This is a genomic window from Mycobacterium sp. 852013-51886_SCH5428379 (assembly GCF_001665575.1).
In the GTDB taxonomy this organism is placed as follows: domain Bacteria; phylum Actinomycetota; class Actinomycetes; order Mycobacteriales; family Mycobacteriaceae; genus Mycobacterium.
The window spans coordinates 79,179-93,446 of record NZ_LZSU01000050.1; the positions used below are offsets into that span (position 1 = coordinate 79,179).

A 14,268-nucleotide genomic window follows, 5' to 3' on the forward strand; every position below is an offset into this window, starting at 1 on the left:
CACGTTCTAGTTGCCCGGGCAAGGTTCGGCAAGGCGTTCAGTAGCCTGGTGCGTTGTGGTGACATCAAGTCAGTCCCGGAATCGGCGGCCGATTCTGTGGGCGATCAGCGACCTGCACACGGGTCATGCGGGCAACAAACCGGTCACCGAGTCGCTGTACCCCGCCTCCGGTGACGACTGGCTCATCGTCGCGGGCGACGTCGGCGAGCGCACCGACGAGATCCGCTGGGCGCTGGATCTGCTGCGCAAGCGGTTCGCGAAGGTCATCTGGGTGCCGGGCAACCACGAGCTGTGGACCACCAAGAAAGATCCGCTGCAGATCTTCGGCAAGTCCCGCTACGACTACCTGGTGACGATGTGCGACGAGATGGGCATCGTGACCCCGGAGCACCCGTATCCGGTGTGGACCGAGGAGGGTGGCCCGGCGACGATCGTGCCGATGTTCCTGCTCTACGACTACAGCTTCCTGCCGGCGGGCACCGCCACCAAGGCCGAGGGCCTCGCGCTGGCCCGAGAACGCAACATCGTCGGCACCGACGAATACCTGCTGTCCGCCGAGCCGTACGCCACCCGCGACGCATGGTGCCGCGACCGGGTCGACTACACCCGCAAACGGCTCGACGAGCTGGACTGGATGACGCCGACCGTCCAGGTCAACCACTTCCCGATGGTGCGCGAACCCTGCGACGCGATGTTCTACCCGGAGTTCGCGCTGTGGTGCGGGACGACGGCGACCGCCGACTGGCACACCCGGTACAACGCGGTGTGCTCGGTCTACGGTCACCTCCACATTCCGCGCACCACCTGGTATGACGACGTGCGCTTCGAAGAGGTGTCGGTCGGCTATCCGCGAGAGTGGCGGCGCCGCAAGCCCTATCGCTGGCTGAGGCAGATCCTGCCGGACCCCAACTACGTGCCCGGCTACCTCAACGAGTTCGGCGGACACTTCGAGATCACCCAGGAGATGCGGGAGAACGCGCAGAGGATGCAGGAGCGGATCAGGGAGCGGCGGGCGTGACACTGCTGTCTGATCTGCTCGGCGCCGGACGCGTCGTCACCGCCGAACGCTTCGACGATCCGCCCGAGGCCGCACCGCTGCCCGAGGAGGAGCCGCTGATCGCGCGGTCGGTGGTCAAGCGGCGCAACGAATTCGTCACTGTGCGGTACTGCGCCCGGCAGGCACTCGGCGAACTCGGCCTGCCGCCCGCGCCGATCCTCAAGGGCGACAAGGGTGAACCGTGCTGGCCCGACGGGGTGGTCGGGAGCCTCACCCACTGCGACGGCTTCCGCGGTGCGGCCGTCGCCCGCACCGGCGACGCCCGCTCGATCGGCATCGACGCCGAACCGCACGACACGCTGCCCAAGGGTGTACTCGACGCGATCAGCCTGCCCGTCGAACGCCATGAGCTCTCGGCGCTGCCGCCGGGTCTGCACTGGGACCGGATTCTGTTCTGCGCCAAGGAGGCGACGTACAAGGCGTGGTTCCCGCTCACCCACCGGTGGCTGGGGTTCGAGGACGCCCACATCACCTTCGACGTCGACGGGGCCGGGCAGACCGGCCGGTTCGTCTCGCGTGTGCTGATCGATCCGGCGGCCGAGCACGGCCCGCCTCTGACCACGCTGACCGGGCGCTGGACGGTGCGGGACGGGCTGGCGCTCACGGCGATCGTGCTGTGAGCGGGTCCAAGGGACCGGCGCCCCCTGCCGGGCTGGTCGTGGTCGACAAGCCGGCCGGGATGACCAGTCACGACGTGGTGGGCCGGTGCCGGCGCATCTTCGGCACCCGCAAAGTCGGGCACGCCGGCACCCTGGACCCGATGGCCACCGGGGTGCTCGTCATCGGCATCGAACGCGCCACCAAACTGCTCGGTCTGCTCACCGCGACCGACAAGTCCTACGACGCGACGATCCGGTTGGGACAGACCACCACGACCGAGGACGCCGAGGGCGAGATCGTCACCACCACACCGGCGTCGGGGGTGACCGACGCCGCGATCACCGAGGCGGTCGCGGCGCTGCGCGGGCCGATCGAACAGGTGCCGTCGGCGGTCAGTGCGATCAAGATCGCGGGCAAACGCGCCTACGCGCTCGTGCGCGAAGGGCAGGCGGTGGAGCTGGCCGCCCGGCCGGTGCGCATCGAGCGTTTCGACGTGCTCGCCGTCCGGCGCCACGGCGAGTTCGTGGACGTGGAGGTCACCGTCGACTGTTCCAGCGGTACCTACATCCGCGCGCTCGCGCGCGACGTCGGCGCGGCGGTCGGCGTGGGTGGCCACCTGACGGCGCTGCGCCGCACCCGGGTGGGGCGGTTCGGTCTCGACCAGGCCCACGGTCTCGACGCGCTGGCCGAACATCCGGTGCTCAGTCACCCGCTCGACGAGGCGTGTCTACTGGCGTTCCCGCGGCGCGAGCTCAGCGCCGACGAGGCGGAGTCGGCGCGTCATGGCAGGGCACTGACCCCCGCGGGCATCGACGGCGTCTACGCGGCGACCGCCCCCGACGGTTCGGTGATAGCACTCCTCGAGGACGGCGCGCAGCGCACGAAATCGGTCGTGGTGATCCGGCCCGCGACGCTGTAGGTCAGCTCGCTACGACCCAGATTGCCTGCGCCGCAGGCGATCCCAAGTCGACAGTGGCGTCCTCGGCCGCGTCGTCGCTGGAGGCGCTCGCCGGCTTCTCGATCGCGACCGTGATCAGCCCGGCGAAGTCGCGCCGCGCCACCACCCGCAGCCGGGAATCCAGGCTGATGCCGACACTGTCGAAGTACCGGAGCATCTCCGGATCGGCATCGGAGATCCGGGCGACCGTCCCCGCGTCGCCGTCCTCGCACGCCGACAGTTGACGCGCCGGCGGGGTGGGCACCTGACCGTCGGCGGCCGGGATCGGGTCGCCGTGCGGATCGCGGGTGGGGTGGCCCAGTTTGGCGTCGATGGCCATCAGCATCCGGTCGGATACGGCGTGCTCGAGCACCTCGGCCTCGTCGTGCACCTCGTCCCAGCTGTAGCCGAGCTCGTTGACCAGGAAGGTCTCCATCAGCCGGTGCCGGCGCACCATCTGCAGCGCGGCGTGCCTGCCGTCGTCGGTGAGGGTGACCGCGCCGTACTTCTCGTGGTTCACCAGCCCCTGGTCGGCCAGTTTGCGGATGGACTCCGAGGCCGTCGACGCCGAGACGCCGAGCCGCTCGGCCAGCAGCTTCGTGCTGACCTTCTCATGGGACCACTCCTGCGCGGTCCAGATGACCTTCAGGTAGTCCTGCGCGACCGTCGTCAGATCGCGCGGGTTGCCATCGGGACTCACAGTCGTGAAGTTTAGGCACTCATCATCTGAAGCGGGGCACCAGCGCGGCCAACCGCGCGGTTCGCGCCGTAGGCTGACACCGTGCAGCGCTGGCGGGGTCAGGACGAGATTCCGACCGACTGGGGCCGATGTGTCCTCACCATCGGCGTGTTCGACGGTGTCCACCGCGGTCACGCCGAGCTCATCAACCACGCGGTGAAGTCCGGCCGCTCCCGCGGAGTGCCGACCGTGCTGATGACGTTCGATCCGCACCCCATGGAGGTCGTCTTCCCGGGCAACCATCCCGCGCAACTCACCACGCTGGCGCGCCGCGCCGAGCTCGTGGAGGAGATGGGCATCGACGTCTTCCTGGTGATGCCGTTCACCGCGGACTTCATGAAGCTGACCCCGGAGCGCTACATCCACGAGTTGCTGGTGGAACGCCTGCACGTCGTCGAGGTCGTGGTGGGGGAGAACTTCACGTTCGGCAAGAAGGCGGCGGGCAACGTCGGTCTGCTGCGCAAGGCCGGTGAGCGGCTGGGTTTCGCCGTGGAATCGATGTCGCTGGTCGCCGAGCAACACCAGGCCGAGACCGTGACGTTCTCGTCGACCTACATCCGCGCCTGTGTCGACGCCGGTGACGTCGTCGCCGCCGGCGAGGCCCTGGGGCGTCCACACCGGGTCGAGGGCGTCGTCGTCCGCGGTGACGGACGCGGCAAGGGGATGGGTTTCCCGACCGCCAACGTCGCGCCACCGATGCACTCGGCCATCCCCGCCGACGGGGTGTACGCGGCGTGGTTCACGGTGCTGGGCCACGGTCCGGTGATGGGCACCGTCACCCCCGGCGAGCGCTATCAGGCCGCGGTGTCGGTGGGCACCAACCCGACGTTCTCGGGCCGGACCCGGACCGTGGAGGCGTTCGTCCTGGACACGGCGGCGGATCTGTACGGGCAGCACGTCGCCGTGGATTTTGTCGCCCGGATCCGCGGCCAGGAGAGGTTCAACTCGGTCGACGACCTGATCGAGGCGATGAACCGGGACACCGACCGTGCCCGGGCGATCCTGCGCGATTCTTTCTGAGACCCACCCCGCTGTTAGACTTCCGCGCTGTAACGACGTGTGCTGCAGTTCGCGGCGGCCGCGTCGGTTTGTTTGTTTCCACGCGGACCGAATGATGGAGTCGATTCATGGCGCTTACCGCCGAGCAGAAAAAAGAGATCCTGGGCCAGTACGGCCTGCACGACACCGACACGGGTTCGCCCGAGGCACAGGTGGCGCTGCTGACCAAGCGGATCTCGGATCTCACCGAGCACCTCAAGCAGCACAAGCACGACCACCACTCGCGTCGTGGCCTGCTGCTGCTGGTCGGCCGTCGCCGCCGGCTGCTCAAGTACGTCGCGCAGGTCGACGTGGCGCGCTACCGGTCGCTCATCGAGCGCCTGGGTCTGCGCCGCTGACCTGATCTTTTTCCCACGACGGGCCGGTTGTCTTCGGACGACCGGCCCGTCGTCGTGGTGTTAGCATTCGCTCCTTCGATCAACGGAGGGGGCCGTGTGCACACGCAGCCGGACAGGCCCCCCGCACGCACCGGCCCCTCGTCGATCCGCGCCGGTCTGGTGCTCGGCGCGCTGGGCGTGGTGTTCGGCGACATCGGCACCAGCCCCATCTACACCGTCCAGACGGTGTTCGACCCGACCGATCCGCATCCGATCCCGCTGACCCTGCCGCACGTCTACGGCGTGGTGTCGCTGATCTTCTGGTCGATCATGGTCATCGTCACGCTGACCTACGTGACGCTGGTGATGCGCGCCGACAACGAGGGCGAGGGCGGCATCATGGCCCTGATCACCCTGCTGCGGCGGCTGACCGGGACGCAGGGCCGTCGCTCGACGGTCGTCCTCGCCGGGCTGGGCCTGTTCGGCGCGGCGCTGTTCTTCGGCGACAGCATGATCACCCCGGCGATGTCGATCCTGTCCGCGGTCGAGGGTCTCAAGGTGGTGGACCCCGGATTCACGGACTGGGTGGTGCCGATCACCGCCGCGATCATCGCGGTCCTGTTCGCGGTCCAGCGCCGCGGCACCGCACTGGTGGGCAAGGTGTTCGGCCCGGTGATGCTGACCTGGTTCGTGGTCATCGGCGCGTGCGGCGTCGGCGGCATCCTGCAGCATCCGCAGATCCTCAAGGCGCTGTCGCCGCACTACGCCTACCTGTTCGTCACCGAACGCTTCGAGTACGCGTTCTTCGCGCTGGCCGCGGTGGTGCTGGCCGTCACCGGCGCCGAGGCGCTCTATGCCGACATGGGGCACTTCAGCCGGCGGGCGATCACCCGCGCGTGGCTGTTCGTCGTGCTGCCCGCGCTCGCGTTGAGCTATCTGGGGCAGGGCGGACTGCTGCTCGGCGACCAGACCACGATCGACAACCCCTTCTTCCGCTTGCTGCCGGAGTGGGGTCAGCTCCCGATGGTGCTGCTGGCGACCGCCGCCACGGTGATCGCGTCGCAGGCGGTCATCACCGGGGCGTATTCGGTGGCGGCGCAGGCGGCACAGCTGGGCTATCTACCGCGGTTGCGCATCGCGCACACCTCCGAGAAGGCGATCGGACAGATCTACGTCCCGTGGATCAACGGTGTGCTGTTCGTCGGGGTGCTGACGCTGGTGTTCGCGTTCCGCAGCTCCTCGGCGCTGGCCTACGCGTACGGGATGGCGGTGACCGGCACCATCACCATCACCACGCTGCTGTTCTTCTACGTCGCCCACATCCGCTGGCGCACGCCGCTGTGGCTGCTGTTGCTCGGCGCGGTACCGCTGCTGACGGTGGACCTGACGTTCTTCGCGGCCAACCTGACCAAGTTCGTGCACGGGGCGTGGCTGCCGGTGCTGATCGCGACGGCCGCCTTCGTCGCGATGCTGACCTGGCAGCGCGGCAGCGAGCTGGTGATCAGCACCCGGCGCGACCGCGAGGGGCCCCTGCCGGAGTTCCTCACCATGCTCCGCCGCCACGATCCGCCGCTGGTGCGGGTGCCTGGCACCGGGGTGTTCCTCAACCGGACCGCGGAGACGGCGCCGCTCGCGCTGCGGGCCAATGTGCGGCACAACCACGTCCTGCACGAAGAGGTCGTGATCGTCGTCGTCACCACCGAACCCGTGCCCCGGGTCGCCGCCGCGGACCGCGTCACCGTCGAGGACGTCCTCTACACCGACGACGGGATCTTCACCGTGACGGCCCGATTCGGCTACATGGAGACCCCGAACGTGCCCGCCGCGCTGCGGTCGGTGGACCCGCAGCTGATGCCGCCGGTCGACCTCGAGCAGGCGTCGTACTTCCTCAACAAGCTGGAGCTGACCATCGGACCGGCTACCACGATGGCGCCCTGGCGCAAGCGGCTGTTCATCGCCACCTCGTTCCTCTCCGCGGACACCTCGAACTCCTTCGGGCTGCCGGTGGACCGCACGGTCATCGTCGGCGCCCGACTCCCCGTGTGAGCCGAACCGGTCCTGCGGCACCCGCCATGTAGCATGGATGCGTTCGGCATCGATATGGAACACCGTTCACGTCGTGCCTGAACACCGGGTGCGGTCCTCGCGCTCCGCGAGAGCCGTTCCCGCGCGTCATGTCAGAGCCCGCCTGATCGGGCGGTCTTCGGTAGTGGTTGCCGGTAGCTGATGAGAACACTCCGGCAGCTTCGATCGACGGCCGTAGCCGCATCGGAGCCGGTGCTTCCAGACCCGTACAAGGTCGAATGCCGTGGCGACGCGAAACAGCTGAATGAATTCAGAGAGGCTGTACGGACGTCAATGTCTGTAGTTGAAATTGAGGACGGCGTGTTCGAATCGACCGCCGTCATCGACAACGGGAGCTTCGGCACCCGCACCATCCGTTTCGAGACCGGCCGGCTGGCCAAGCAGGCCGCCGGCTCCGTCGTCGCCTATCTCGACGACGACACCATGCTGCTGTCGGCCACGACGGCCGGCAAGACCCCGAAGGATCACTTCGACTTCTTCCCGCTGACGATCGACGTCGAGGAGCGGATGTACGCCGCGGGTCGGATCCCGGGCTCGTTCTTCCGTCGTGAGGGCCGTCCCTCCACCGATGCGATCCTGACCTGCCGGCTCATCGACCGGCCGCTGCGCCCGACCTTCGTGTCGGGTCTGCGCAACGAGGTCCAGGTCGTCATCACCGTCATGAGCCTGGATCCCCAGGAGCTCTACGACGTGCTGGCGATCAACGCCGCGTCGGCGTCCACCCAGATCTCGGGGCTGCCGTTCAACGGTCCGGTCGGCGGCGTTCGCGTCGCGCTGATCGAAGGCCAGTGGGTCGCGTTCCCCACTGTCGAGCAGCTCGAGAAGGCCGTGTTCGACATGGTCGTCGCGGGCCGCAAGACCGAAGACGATGTGGCGATCATGATGGTCGAGGCCGAGGCCACCGACCATGTGATCGACCTGATCGGCGGCGGCGCGCAGGCGCCCACCGAGACCGTCGTGGCCGAGGGCCTCGAGGCGGCCAAGCCCTTCATCGCCGCGCTGTGCACGGCGCAGGAGGAGCTGGCGGCCTCGGCGGCCAAGCCGGTCGCCGACTACCCGGTGTTCCCGGACTACGCCGAGGACGTGTACTACGCCGTGTCCTCCGTGGCCACCGATGCGCTGTCCGAGGCGCTGACCATCGCCGGCAAGGAAGAGCGCAACGCGCGCACCGACGAGATCAAGGTCGAGGTGCTCGAGCGGCTCGCCGAGCAGTTCGCCGGCCGCGAGAAGGAGGTCGGCGCCGCGTTCCGCTCACTGACCAAGAAGCTCGTGCGCCAGCGCATCCTGACCGACCACTTCCGCATCGACGGCCGCGGTGTCACCGACATTCGCGCGCTGTCCGCCGAGGTCGCCGTGATCCCGCGCGCGCACGGCAGCGCACTGTTCGAGCGTGGCGAGACCCAGATCCTGGGCGTCACCACGCTGGACATGGTCAAGATGGCCCAGCAGATCGACTCGCTCGGGCCGGAGACCAGTAAGCGCTACATGCACCACTACAACTTCCCGCCGTACTCGACCGGTGAGACCGGCCGCGTCGGTTCCCCCAAGCGCCGCGAGATCGGCCACGGCGCGCTCGCCGAGCGGGCGCTGATGCCGGTGCTGCCGAGCATCGAGGAGTTCCCGTACGCGATCCGTCAGGTGTCCGAGGCGCTGGGCTCCAACGGTTCGACCTCGATGGGTTCGGTGTGTGCGTCGACGCTCTCGCTGCTCAACGCCGGCGTGCCGCTCAAGGCCCCGGTCGCGGGTATCGCGATGGGTCTGGTGTCCGACGACGTGGAGGTGGATGGCAAGACGGAGCGCCGCTTCGTCACCCTGACCGACATCCTCGGCGCCGAGGACGCGTTCGGCGACATGGACTTCAAGTGCGCAGGCACGAAGGACTTCGTCACCGCCCTGCAGCTCGACACCAAGCTCGACGGCATCCCGTCGCACATCCTGGCGGGCGCGTTGGCGCAGGCCAAGGATGCTCGGATCACCATCCTCGAGGTGATGAACGAGGCCATCGACGAGCCCGACGAGATGAGCCCGTTCGCGCCGCGCATCACCACGATCAAGGTGCCGGTCGACAAGATCGGCGAGGTCATCGGGCCCAAGGGCAAGATGATCAACTCGATCACCGAGGAGACCGGCGCGTCGATCTCGATCGAGGACGACGGCACGGTGTTCGTGGGCGCGAGCAACGGCGAGGCCGCCCAGGCTGCGATCGACAAGATCAACGCCATCGCCAACCCGCAGCTGCCGAAGATCGGCGAGCGGTTCCTCGGCACCGTGGTGAAGACGACCGACTTCGGCGCCTTCGTCTCGCTGCTGCCGGGCCGCGACGGTCTGGTCCACATCAGCAAGCTGGGTCGGGGGAAGCGGATCGCGAAGGTCGAGGACGTCGTCAAGGTCGGTGACAAGCTCCGCGTGGAGATCGCCGACATCGACAACCGCGGCAAGATCTCCCTGGTCCTGGTGGCCGAAGATGACGCAGCCGAGGCGCCCGCCGACTCGGCGAAGGCACCTGACGCGTCGGGCGACTCCGACGCAGCAGCGCCCGCAGATGCCGCAACCGCCAGCAGCTAGCAGGCAGTCACTGCGACGCGGCGCGCAGAGCGTGGATGCGGCCACCGTGGATGACACTTTGGAGTCCATGGTGCGCCGCACCACGCTGCCCGGCGGCGTCCGTGTCGTGACCGAGCGCATCCCGTGGGTGCGGTCGGCATCCGTCGGCGTCTGGGTGAACGTCGGCTCCCGGGACGAGGGGCCGACGGTGGCAGGCGCCGCGCACTTCCTCGAACACCTGTTGTTCAAGTCGACGCCGACCCGAACCGCCGTCGACATCGCCCAGTCGGTCGACGCCGTGGGCGGCGAACTCAACGCGTTCACGTCCCGCGAGCACACCTGCTACTACGCACACGTCCTCGACACCGATCTCGAACTCGCCGTCGACCTCGTCTCCGACGTGGTGCTGCGCGGACGCTGCGCGTCCGACGACGTCGAGATCGAGCGCGACGTCGTCCTCGAGGAAATCGCCATGCGCGACGACGATCCCGAGGACACCCTGGGCGACGTCTTCCTGTCGGCGATGTTCGGCACCCATCCGGTGGGCCGTCCCGTCATCGGCAGTGTCGAGTCGATCGAGGGGATGACGCGAAACCAGCTGCACTCGTTCCACGTCCGGCGGTACACGCCGGAGCGGATGGTGGTGGCCGTCGCCGGCAACATCGACCACGACAGGGTGGTCAAGATGGTGCGGGAGTACTTCGGCGACAGGCTTGTTCGCGGTCGCAAGGCGCTGGCTCCCCGCACGGGCGCGGGCCGGGTGGCGGGCCGGCCGTCGCTGCAGATCGTCAACCGCGACGGCGAGCAGACCCACCTGTCGATGGGGGTTCGTACGCCGGGGCGGCACTGGGACCACCGGTGGGCGCTCTCGGTGCTCAACACCGCGCTGGGCGGCGGGCTGAGTTCCCGACTGTTCCAGGAGATTCGCGAGACCCGCGGACTGGCGTACTCGGTGTACTCGACGGTCGACACGTTCTCCGACAGCGGGGCGCTGTCCATCTATGCCGGCTGCTTGCCGGAGCGCTTCGACGAGGTGGTGCGGGTGACCACCGCTGTGCTCGAGGACGTGGCCCGCGACGGCATCACCGAATCCGAATGCCGGATCGCCAAAGGCTCGCTGTGCGGGGGACTGGTTCTGGGACTTGAAGATTCGGCGTCGCGGATGAACCGGATCGGCCGCAGCGAACTGAACTACGGCAAGCACCGCACCATCGACGACACCCTCCAGCAGATCGGCGCGGTGACCCTGGAACAAGTGAACGCCGTGGCCCGACAGTTGCTGACGCGACCGTTCGGCGCCGCGGTGCTGGGCCCGCACCGATCGAAGAAGTCACTCCCGAAACCACTTCAGGTGATCTGATGACGTACACGCGACGACAGTTGATGGTCGGAGCCACGGTGCTCGCAGGTGCGGCGGTGGCCGCGCTCTCCGAGCGGACCGTGCTGGCCGATCCCGCCGAACCCGTGCCGCCGGCCGGCGACCGGATCGGGGCACTCGAACGCCGCTACGACGCGGTGATCGGGGTGTACGCAGTCGATCTGGCGTCGGGTCGCACGGTCGCGCACCGGGCGCAGGAGACGTTCGCGCTGTGCTCGACCTTCAAGGGCTACCTCGCGGCCCTCGTGCTGCGGATGGTCGGCCGCGGCGAACGGTCGCTGGAGCAGCGGCTCTACGTCGACCCTGCCGCCATCCTGCCGAACTCCCCGCGTACCGAACCCCGCGCGGGCGGGGACATGAGCATCGACGAGCTGTGCCAGGCCATCCTGCAGGTCAGCGACAACGCGGCGGCGAACATTCTGCTGCACAACGTCGGCGGACCCGCCGCGGTGACCGAGTTCGCGCGCAGCATCGGCGATCCGCGGTCGCGGCTGGACCGGTTCGAGATCGAGCTCAACTCGGCGGTGCCGGGCGACCCACGGGACACCAGCACCCCCGAGGCTGTCGGCAACGGATACCGGGCGCTGCTCGCCGGTGACGCCCTCATGCCCGCCCAGCGGCAGCTGCTCGAGGATTGGATGCGGGCGAACGAGACGTCGAGCATGCGGGCCGGCCTGCCGCCCGGGTGGACGTCGGCGGACAAGACCGGCAGCGGAGACTACGGCACCACAAACGACGTCGGCATCGCCTACGGTCCTCAAGGGCAACGGGTGCTGCTGGCGGTCATGACGCGTTCGGCGGCAGATGATGCCGAAGCCGAGAACAATCGGCCGATGATCGGCGAGGTCGCCTCTGTGGTGATGCAGGCGCTGCGGACGCCGTGACCGCGTGCCCCTGCGGCTCGGGACAGGTGTTCGGCCGATGTTGTCAGCCGCTGCTTGTCGGTGAACGGCAGGCCGAGACCGCTGAAGAGTTGATGCGGTCGCGCTACAGCGCCTACGCCGTCGGCGACCTCGACTATGTCTGGCGGACGTGGCATCCGCGGACCCGGCCGGCCGAGGTGTCCGCCGATGACGTCGAATGGGAGTCGCTCGAGATCGTCGACGCCGCGGCCGACGAGGTCGAGTTCCGCGCGCACTACCGCCACGGCGGACAGACCGGGACGCTGCACGAGAGATCCCGGTTCGCCGTGCGCGCTGGGCGCTGGTTCTACGTCGACGGAGACCTGTTCTAGGCGAGCACGGTGGCCGGATCGGTGAACGGCAGTTCGAGGTCGGCCGCGACGTGTTCGTTCAGCAGTGCGCCCCCGTGGGTCGAAAGGCCTTTCGCCAGAGCGGGATCGGCCGCGCAGGCGGCCCGCCAGCCCTTGTCGGCGAGCTTGAGGACGTACGGCATGGTGGCGTTGGTCAGCGCGAAGGTCGACGTACGCGGCACCGCGCCGGGCATGTTGGCCACGCAGTAGAACACCGTGTCGTGCACCGCGAAGGTCGGATCGTCGTGGGTGGTGGGGCGCGAATCCTCGAAGCAGCCGCCCTGATCGATCGCGATGTCGACCAGCACTGCGCCCGACTTCATCTGCGCGACAGTCGAGTTCGTGACCAGCTTCGGCGCCTTCGCGCCGGGGATCAGCACCGCGCCGATGACCAGATCGGCCTGCTTGACCGCTTCTTCCAGCTCGAGGCGCGAGGAGTAGCGGGTTTCGATGGCGCCGCCGTACTCGGCGTCGATCTTGCGCAAGATGTTGATGTTGAGGTCGAAGACGGTGACGTGCGCACCCATACCCCAGGCGACGGCGGCGGCGTTGTCGCCGGCCATGCCGCCACCGATCACGACGACCTTGGCCGGGGCGACGCCAGGGACGCCGCCCATCAGCACGCCGCGGCCGCCCTGGGTTCGCATCAGGTGGTAGGCGCCGACCTGGGCGGAGAGCCGGCCGGCGACCTCGCTCATCGGGGCGAGGAGAGGAAGGGCGACCGATCCGTCTGGGCCGGCAGTCTGCACGGTCTCGTAGGCGATCGAGGTGGTGCGTGAGGCGAGCAGCGCGTCGGTGCACGGCTTGGACGCGGCGAGGTGCAGGTAGGTGAACAGCGTCTGGCCCTCGCGCATGCGGGGGTATTCAGCCTCGATGGGTTCTTTGACCTTGAGCAGGAGGTCGGCCTCGGCCCATACCTCGTCGGCGCTGTTGATCATCTGCGCGCCCGCGGCCTTGAAGTCGGCGTCGGCGATGGAGGAGCCGTCACCGGCGCCGGCCTGGATCAACACCTCGTGTCCACGGTGCGTCAGTTCGGCGACACCGGCGGGCGTGATGGCCACGCGGTATTCGTTGTTCTTGATCTCGGTCGGGATTCCGACGCGCATGATCGCTCCTCGAGTCGTTCGGATGCTTCAATTCTGAAGAAACTCCGGGATAGGCACAATAGTTCTGCTGATAGTTCGATACAGTCCCTCTGTGTCCGAAGATCCGATGAGGTCCGGAGGTCGAGGAGTCCGAGCGCCGAAGGATGTTCGGCCTGCCGACATCGACGACGTCGATCGGCGCATCCTGACCGCGCTGCACGACGACGCCCGGATCTCGAACAGCGCCCTGGCCGACGCGGTCGGAATCGCACCGTCCACCTGTCACGGTCGCGTGCGCCGACTGCAGGAGCTTGGGGTGATCCGGGGCTTCTACACCGACATCGATCCGGCGGCGATCGGCCTGACCATGCAGGCGATGATCTCCGTGACCTTGCAATCGCACGCACGCGGCAAGATCCGCAACTTCATCCAGCAGATGCGGCGCAAACCTCAGGTGATGGACGTCTACTTCCTGGCCGGCTCCGACGACTTCATCCTTCACGTTGCCGCCCGGGATACCGAGGACCTGCGGGCGTTCGTGGTCGAGAACCTCAACGCCGACGCCGACGTCGCCGGGACGCAGACGTCGCTCATCTTCGAGCACCTCCGGGGCGCGTCGCCGCTCTAGGGTCAGGCTTCTTCGCCGCCGCAGCCGAGTCGTCGCTGTGCGGTGAGATGCGCTGCGGCGCAGCGCTAATCATCGTCATCACCATCGCTGCCGTCGCTGTCTTCGGTGTGGAGGTAGCGCTGGGGGTGGTGGTAGTGGTTGATGCGGGTTTGGCCGGTGTCGAGTTTGGGTGGTGGGACCCATTCGGTGTGGCCGTTGCGGCGGCGGGTGGTCCAACCCGTGTCCTCGAGCGTTGCGTGGTCGAGGGTGCAGGCCAGGGTGAGTTCGTCGATGTTGGTGTTGCCGCCTGCGGCCCAGGGTCTGTCGCCGTGGTGGGCTTGGCAGTCGTAGGCGGCTTTGGTGCAGCCGGGGCGGGTGCAGCCGATGTCGCGGGCGAACAGGGCCAGTCGTTGGGCGGTGGTGGCGCAGCGTTTCGCCCTTCCTAGATAAAGGACCTCGCGGTGGTGGTTGTCGAACACGGCGAGGTAGTGGCGGGCTTGGCCGGCCATCTGGATGAGGTCGCGGATCGGTAGGCGGGTGCCGCCGGCGGTGGCGGCGTAGCCGGTTGCCTTCTCGAGGGCGTCGAGGGTGGTGGTGGCCACGATGGT

14 protein-coding genes are annotated in these 14,268 nt (G+C 68.3%); 11 read left to right on the forward strand and 3 right to left on the reverse strand.

Going from position 1 to position 14,268, the window contains the following annotated elements; all coding sequences use genetic code 11:
• The first annotated feature begins 55 nt into the window (after window positions 1-55).
• The 3 genes from A5757_RS20055 to truB are packed head-to-tail and all read left to right on the forward strand — an operon-like array spanning window position 56 to window position 2,576.
• On the forward strand, window positions 56-1,018 hold the full coding sequence (locus tag A5757_RS20055; protein ID WP_066837672.1) for a metallophosphoesterase: 963 nt from the start codon (window positions 56-58) through the stop codon (window positions 1,016-1,018).
• Window positions 1,015-1,677, forward strand: a complete 663-nt coding sequence (locus tag A5757_RS20060; RefSeq protein WP_066837675.1) for a 4'-phosphopantetheinyl transferase — start codon at window positions 1,015-1,017, stop codon at window positions 1,675-1,677. The genes A5757_RS20055 and A5757_RS20060 overlap by 4 nt, the downstream gene beginning before the upstream one ends.
• On the forward strand, window positions 1,674-2,576 hold the full coding sequence (truB, locus tag A5757_RS20065) for a tRNA pseudouridine(55) synthase TruB (protein ID WP_066837677.1): 903 nt from the start codon (window positions 1,674-1,676) through the stop codon (window positions 2,574-2,576). Before A5757_RS20060 ends, truB begins: the two co-directional genes overlap by 4 nt.
• A gap of 1 nt (window position 2,577) precedes the next feature.
• On the opposite strand, the gene mntR is transcribed toward truB, so the two are convergent.
• A complete protein-coding gene (mntR, locus tag A5757_RS20070) occupies window positions 2,578-3,294 on the reverse strand; it encodes a manganese-binding transcriptional regulator MntR (protein ID WP_066837683.1) in 717 nt (238 codons plus the stop codon).
• 81 nt (window positions 3,295-3,375) lie between these two features.
• Between mntR and A5757_RS20075 the strand changes: the two genes are divergently transcribed.
• From A5757_RS20075 to A5757_RS20105, 7 genes are all read left to right on the forward strand, one after another.
• Window positions 3,376-4,353, forward strand: a complete 978-nt coding sequence (locus tag A5757_RS20075; RefSeq protein WP_066837686.1) for a bifunctional riboflavin kinase/FAD synthetase — start codon at window positions 3,376-3,378, stop codon at window positions 4,351-4,353.
• A gap of 107 nt (window positions 4,354-4,460) precedes the next feature.
• Window positions 4,461-4,730: a 30S ribosomal protein S15 gene (rpsO, locus tag A5757_RS20080; RefSeq protein ID WP_060999682.1), complete on the forward strand. Its 270-nt coding sequence runs from the start codon at window positions 4,461-4,463 to the stop codon at window positions 4,728-4,730.
• A 96-nt stretch (window positions 4,731-4,826) separates the two neighbouring features.
• The gene (locus tag A5757_RS20085; RefSeq protein WP_066837689.1) at window positions 4,827-6,755 is read left to right on the forward strand and encodes a potassium transporter Kup; all 1,929 of its coding nucleotides are present in this window, start codon (window positions 4,827-4,829) and stop codon (window positions 6,753-6,755) included.
• Window positions 6,756-7,067: 312 nt separating this feature from the next.
• The gene (locus A5757_RS20090) at window positions 7,068-9,359 is read left to right on the forward strand and encodes a polyribonucleotide nucleotidyltransferase (RefSeq protein WP_066837692.1); all 2,292 of its coding nucleotides are present in this window, start codon (window positions 7,068-7,070) and stop codon (window positions 9,357-9,359) included.
• Window positions 9,360-9,426: 67 nt separating this feature from the next.
• Window positions 9,427-10,698 (forward strand): pitrilysin family protein, encoded by a 1,272-nt coding sequence (locus A5757_RS20095; protein WP_197497402.1) that lies wholly within the window; start codon window positions 9,427-9,429, stop codon window positions 10,696-10,698.
• Entirely contained in the window at window positions 10,698-11,600 is a 903-nt protein-coding gene (gene bla / locus A5757_RS20100) for a class A beta-lactamase (protein ID WP_066837694.1), read from the forward strand. Before A5757_RS20095 ends, bla begins: the two co-directional genes overlap by 1 nt.
• Entirely contained in the window at window positions 11,597-11,950 is a 354-nt protein-coding gene (locus A5757_RS20105; RefSeq protein ID WP_066837695.1) for a YchJ family protein, read from the forward strand. The genes bla and A5757_RS20105 overlap by 4 nt, the downstream gene beginning before the upstream one ends.
• Here the strand turns inward: A5757_RS20105 and ald are convergent.
• Window positions 11,947-13,074: an alanine dehydrogenase gene (gene ald, locus A5757_RS20110; protein ID WP_066837698.1), complete on the reverse strand. Its 1,128-nt coding sequence runs from the start codon at window positions 13,072-13,074 to the stop codon at window positions 11,947-11,949. The genes A5757_RS20105 and ald overlap by 4 nt on opposite strands.
• 106 nt (window positions 13,075-13,180) lie before the next feature.
• Here ald and A5757_RS20115 point away from each other — a divergent pair, with 106 nt between their 5' ends.
• On the forward strand, window positions 13,181-13,681 hold the full coding sequence (locus A5757_RS20115; RefSeq protein WP_082929592.1) for an Lrp/AsnC family transcriptional regulator: 501 nt from the start codon (window positions 13,181-13,183) through the stop codon (window positions 13,679-13,681).
• A gap of 65 nt (window positions 13,682-13,746) precedes the next feature.
• Here A5757_RS20115 and A5757_RS20120 read toward each other — a convergent pair.
• Window positions 13,747-14,268: HNH endonuclease signature motif containing protein (locus A5757_RS20120; protein WP_156618593.1), on the reverse strand; the 522-nt coding region annotated here is incomplete at its 5' end.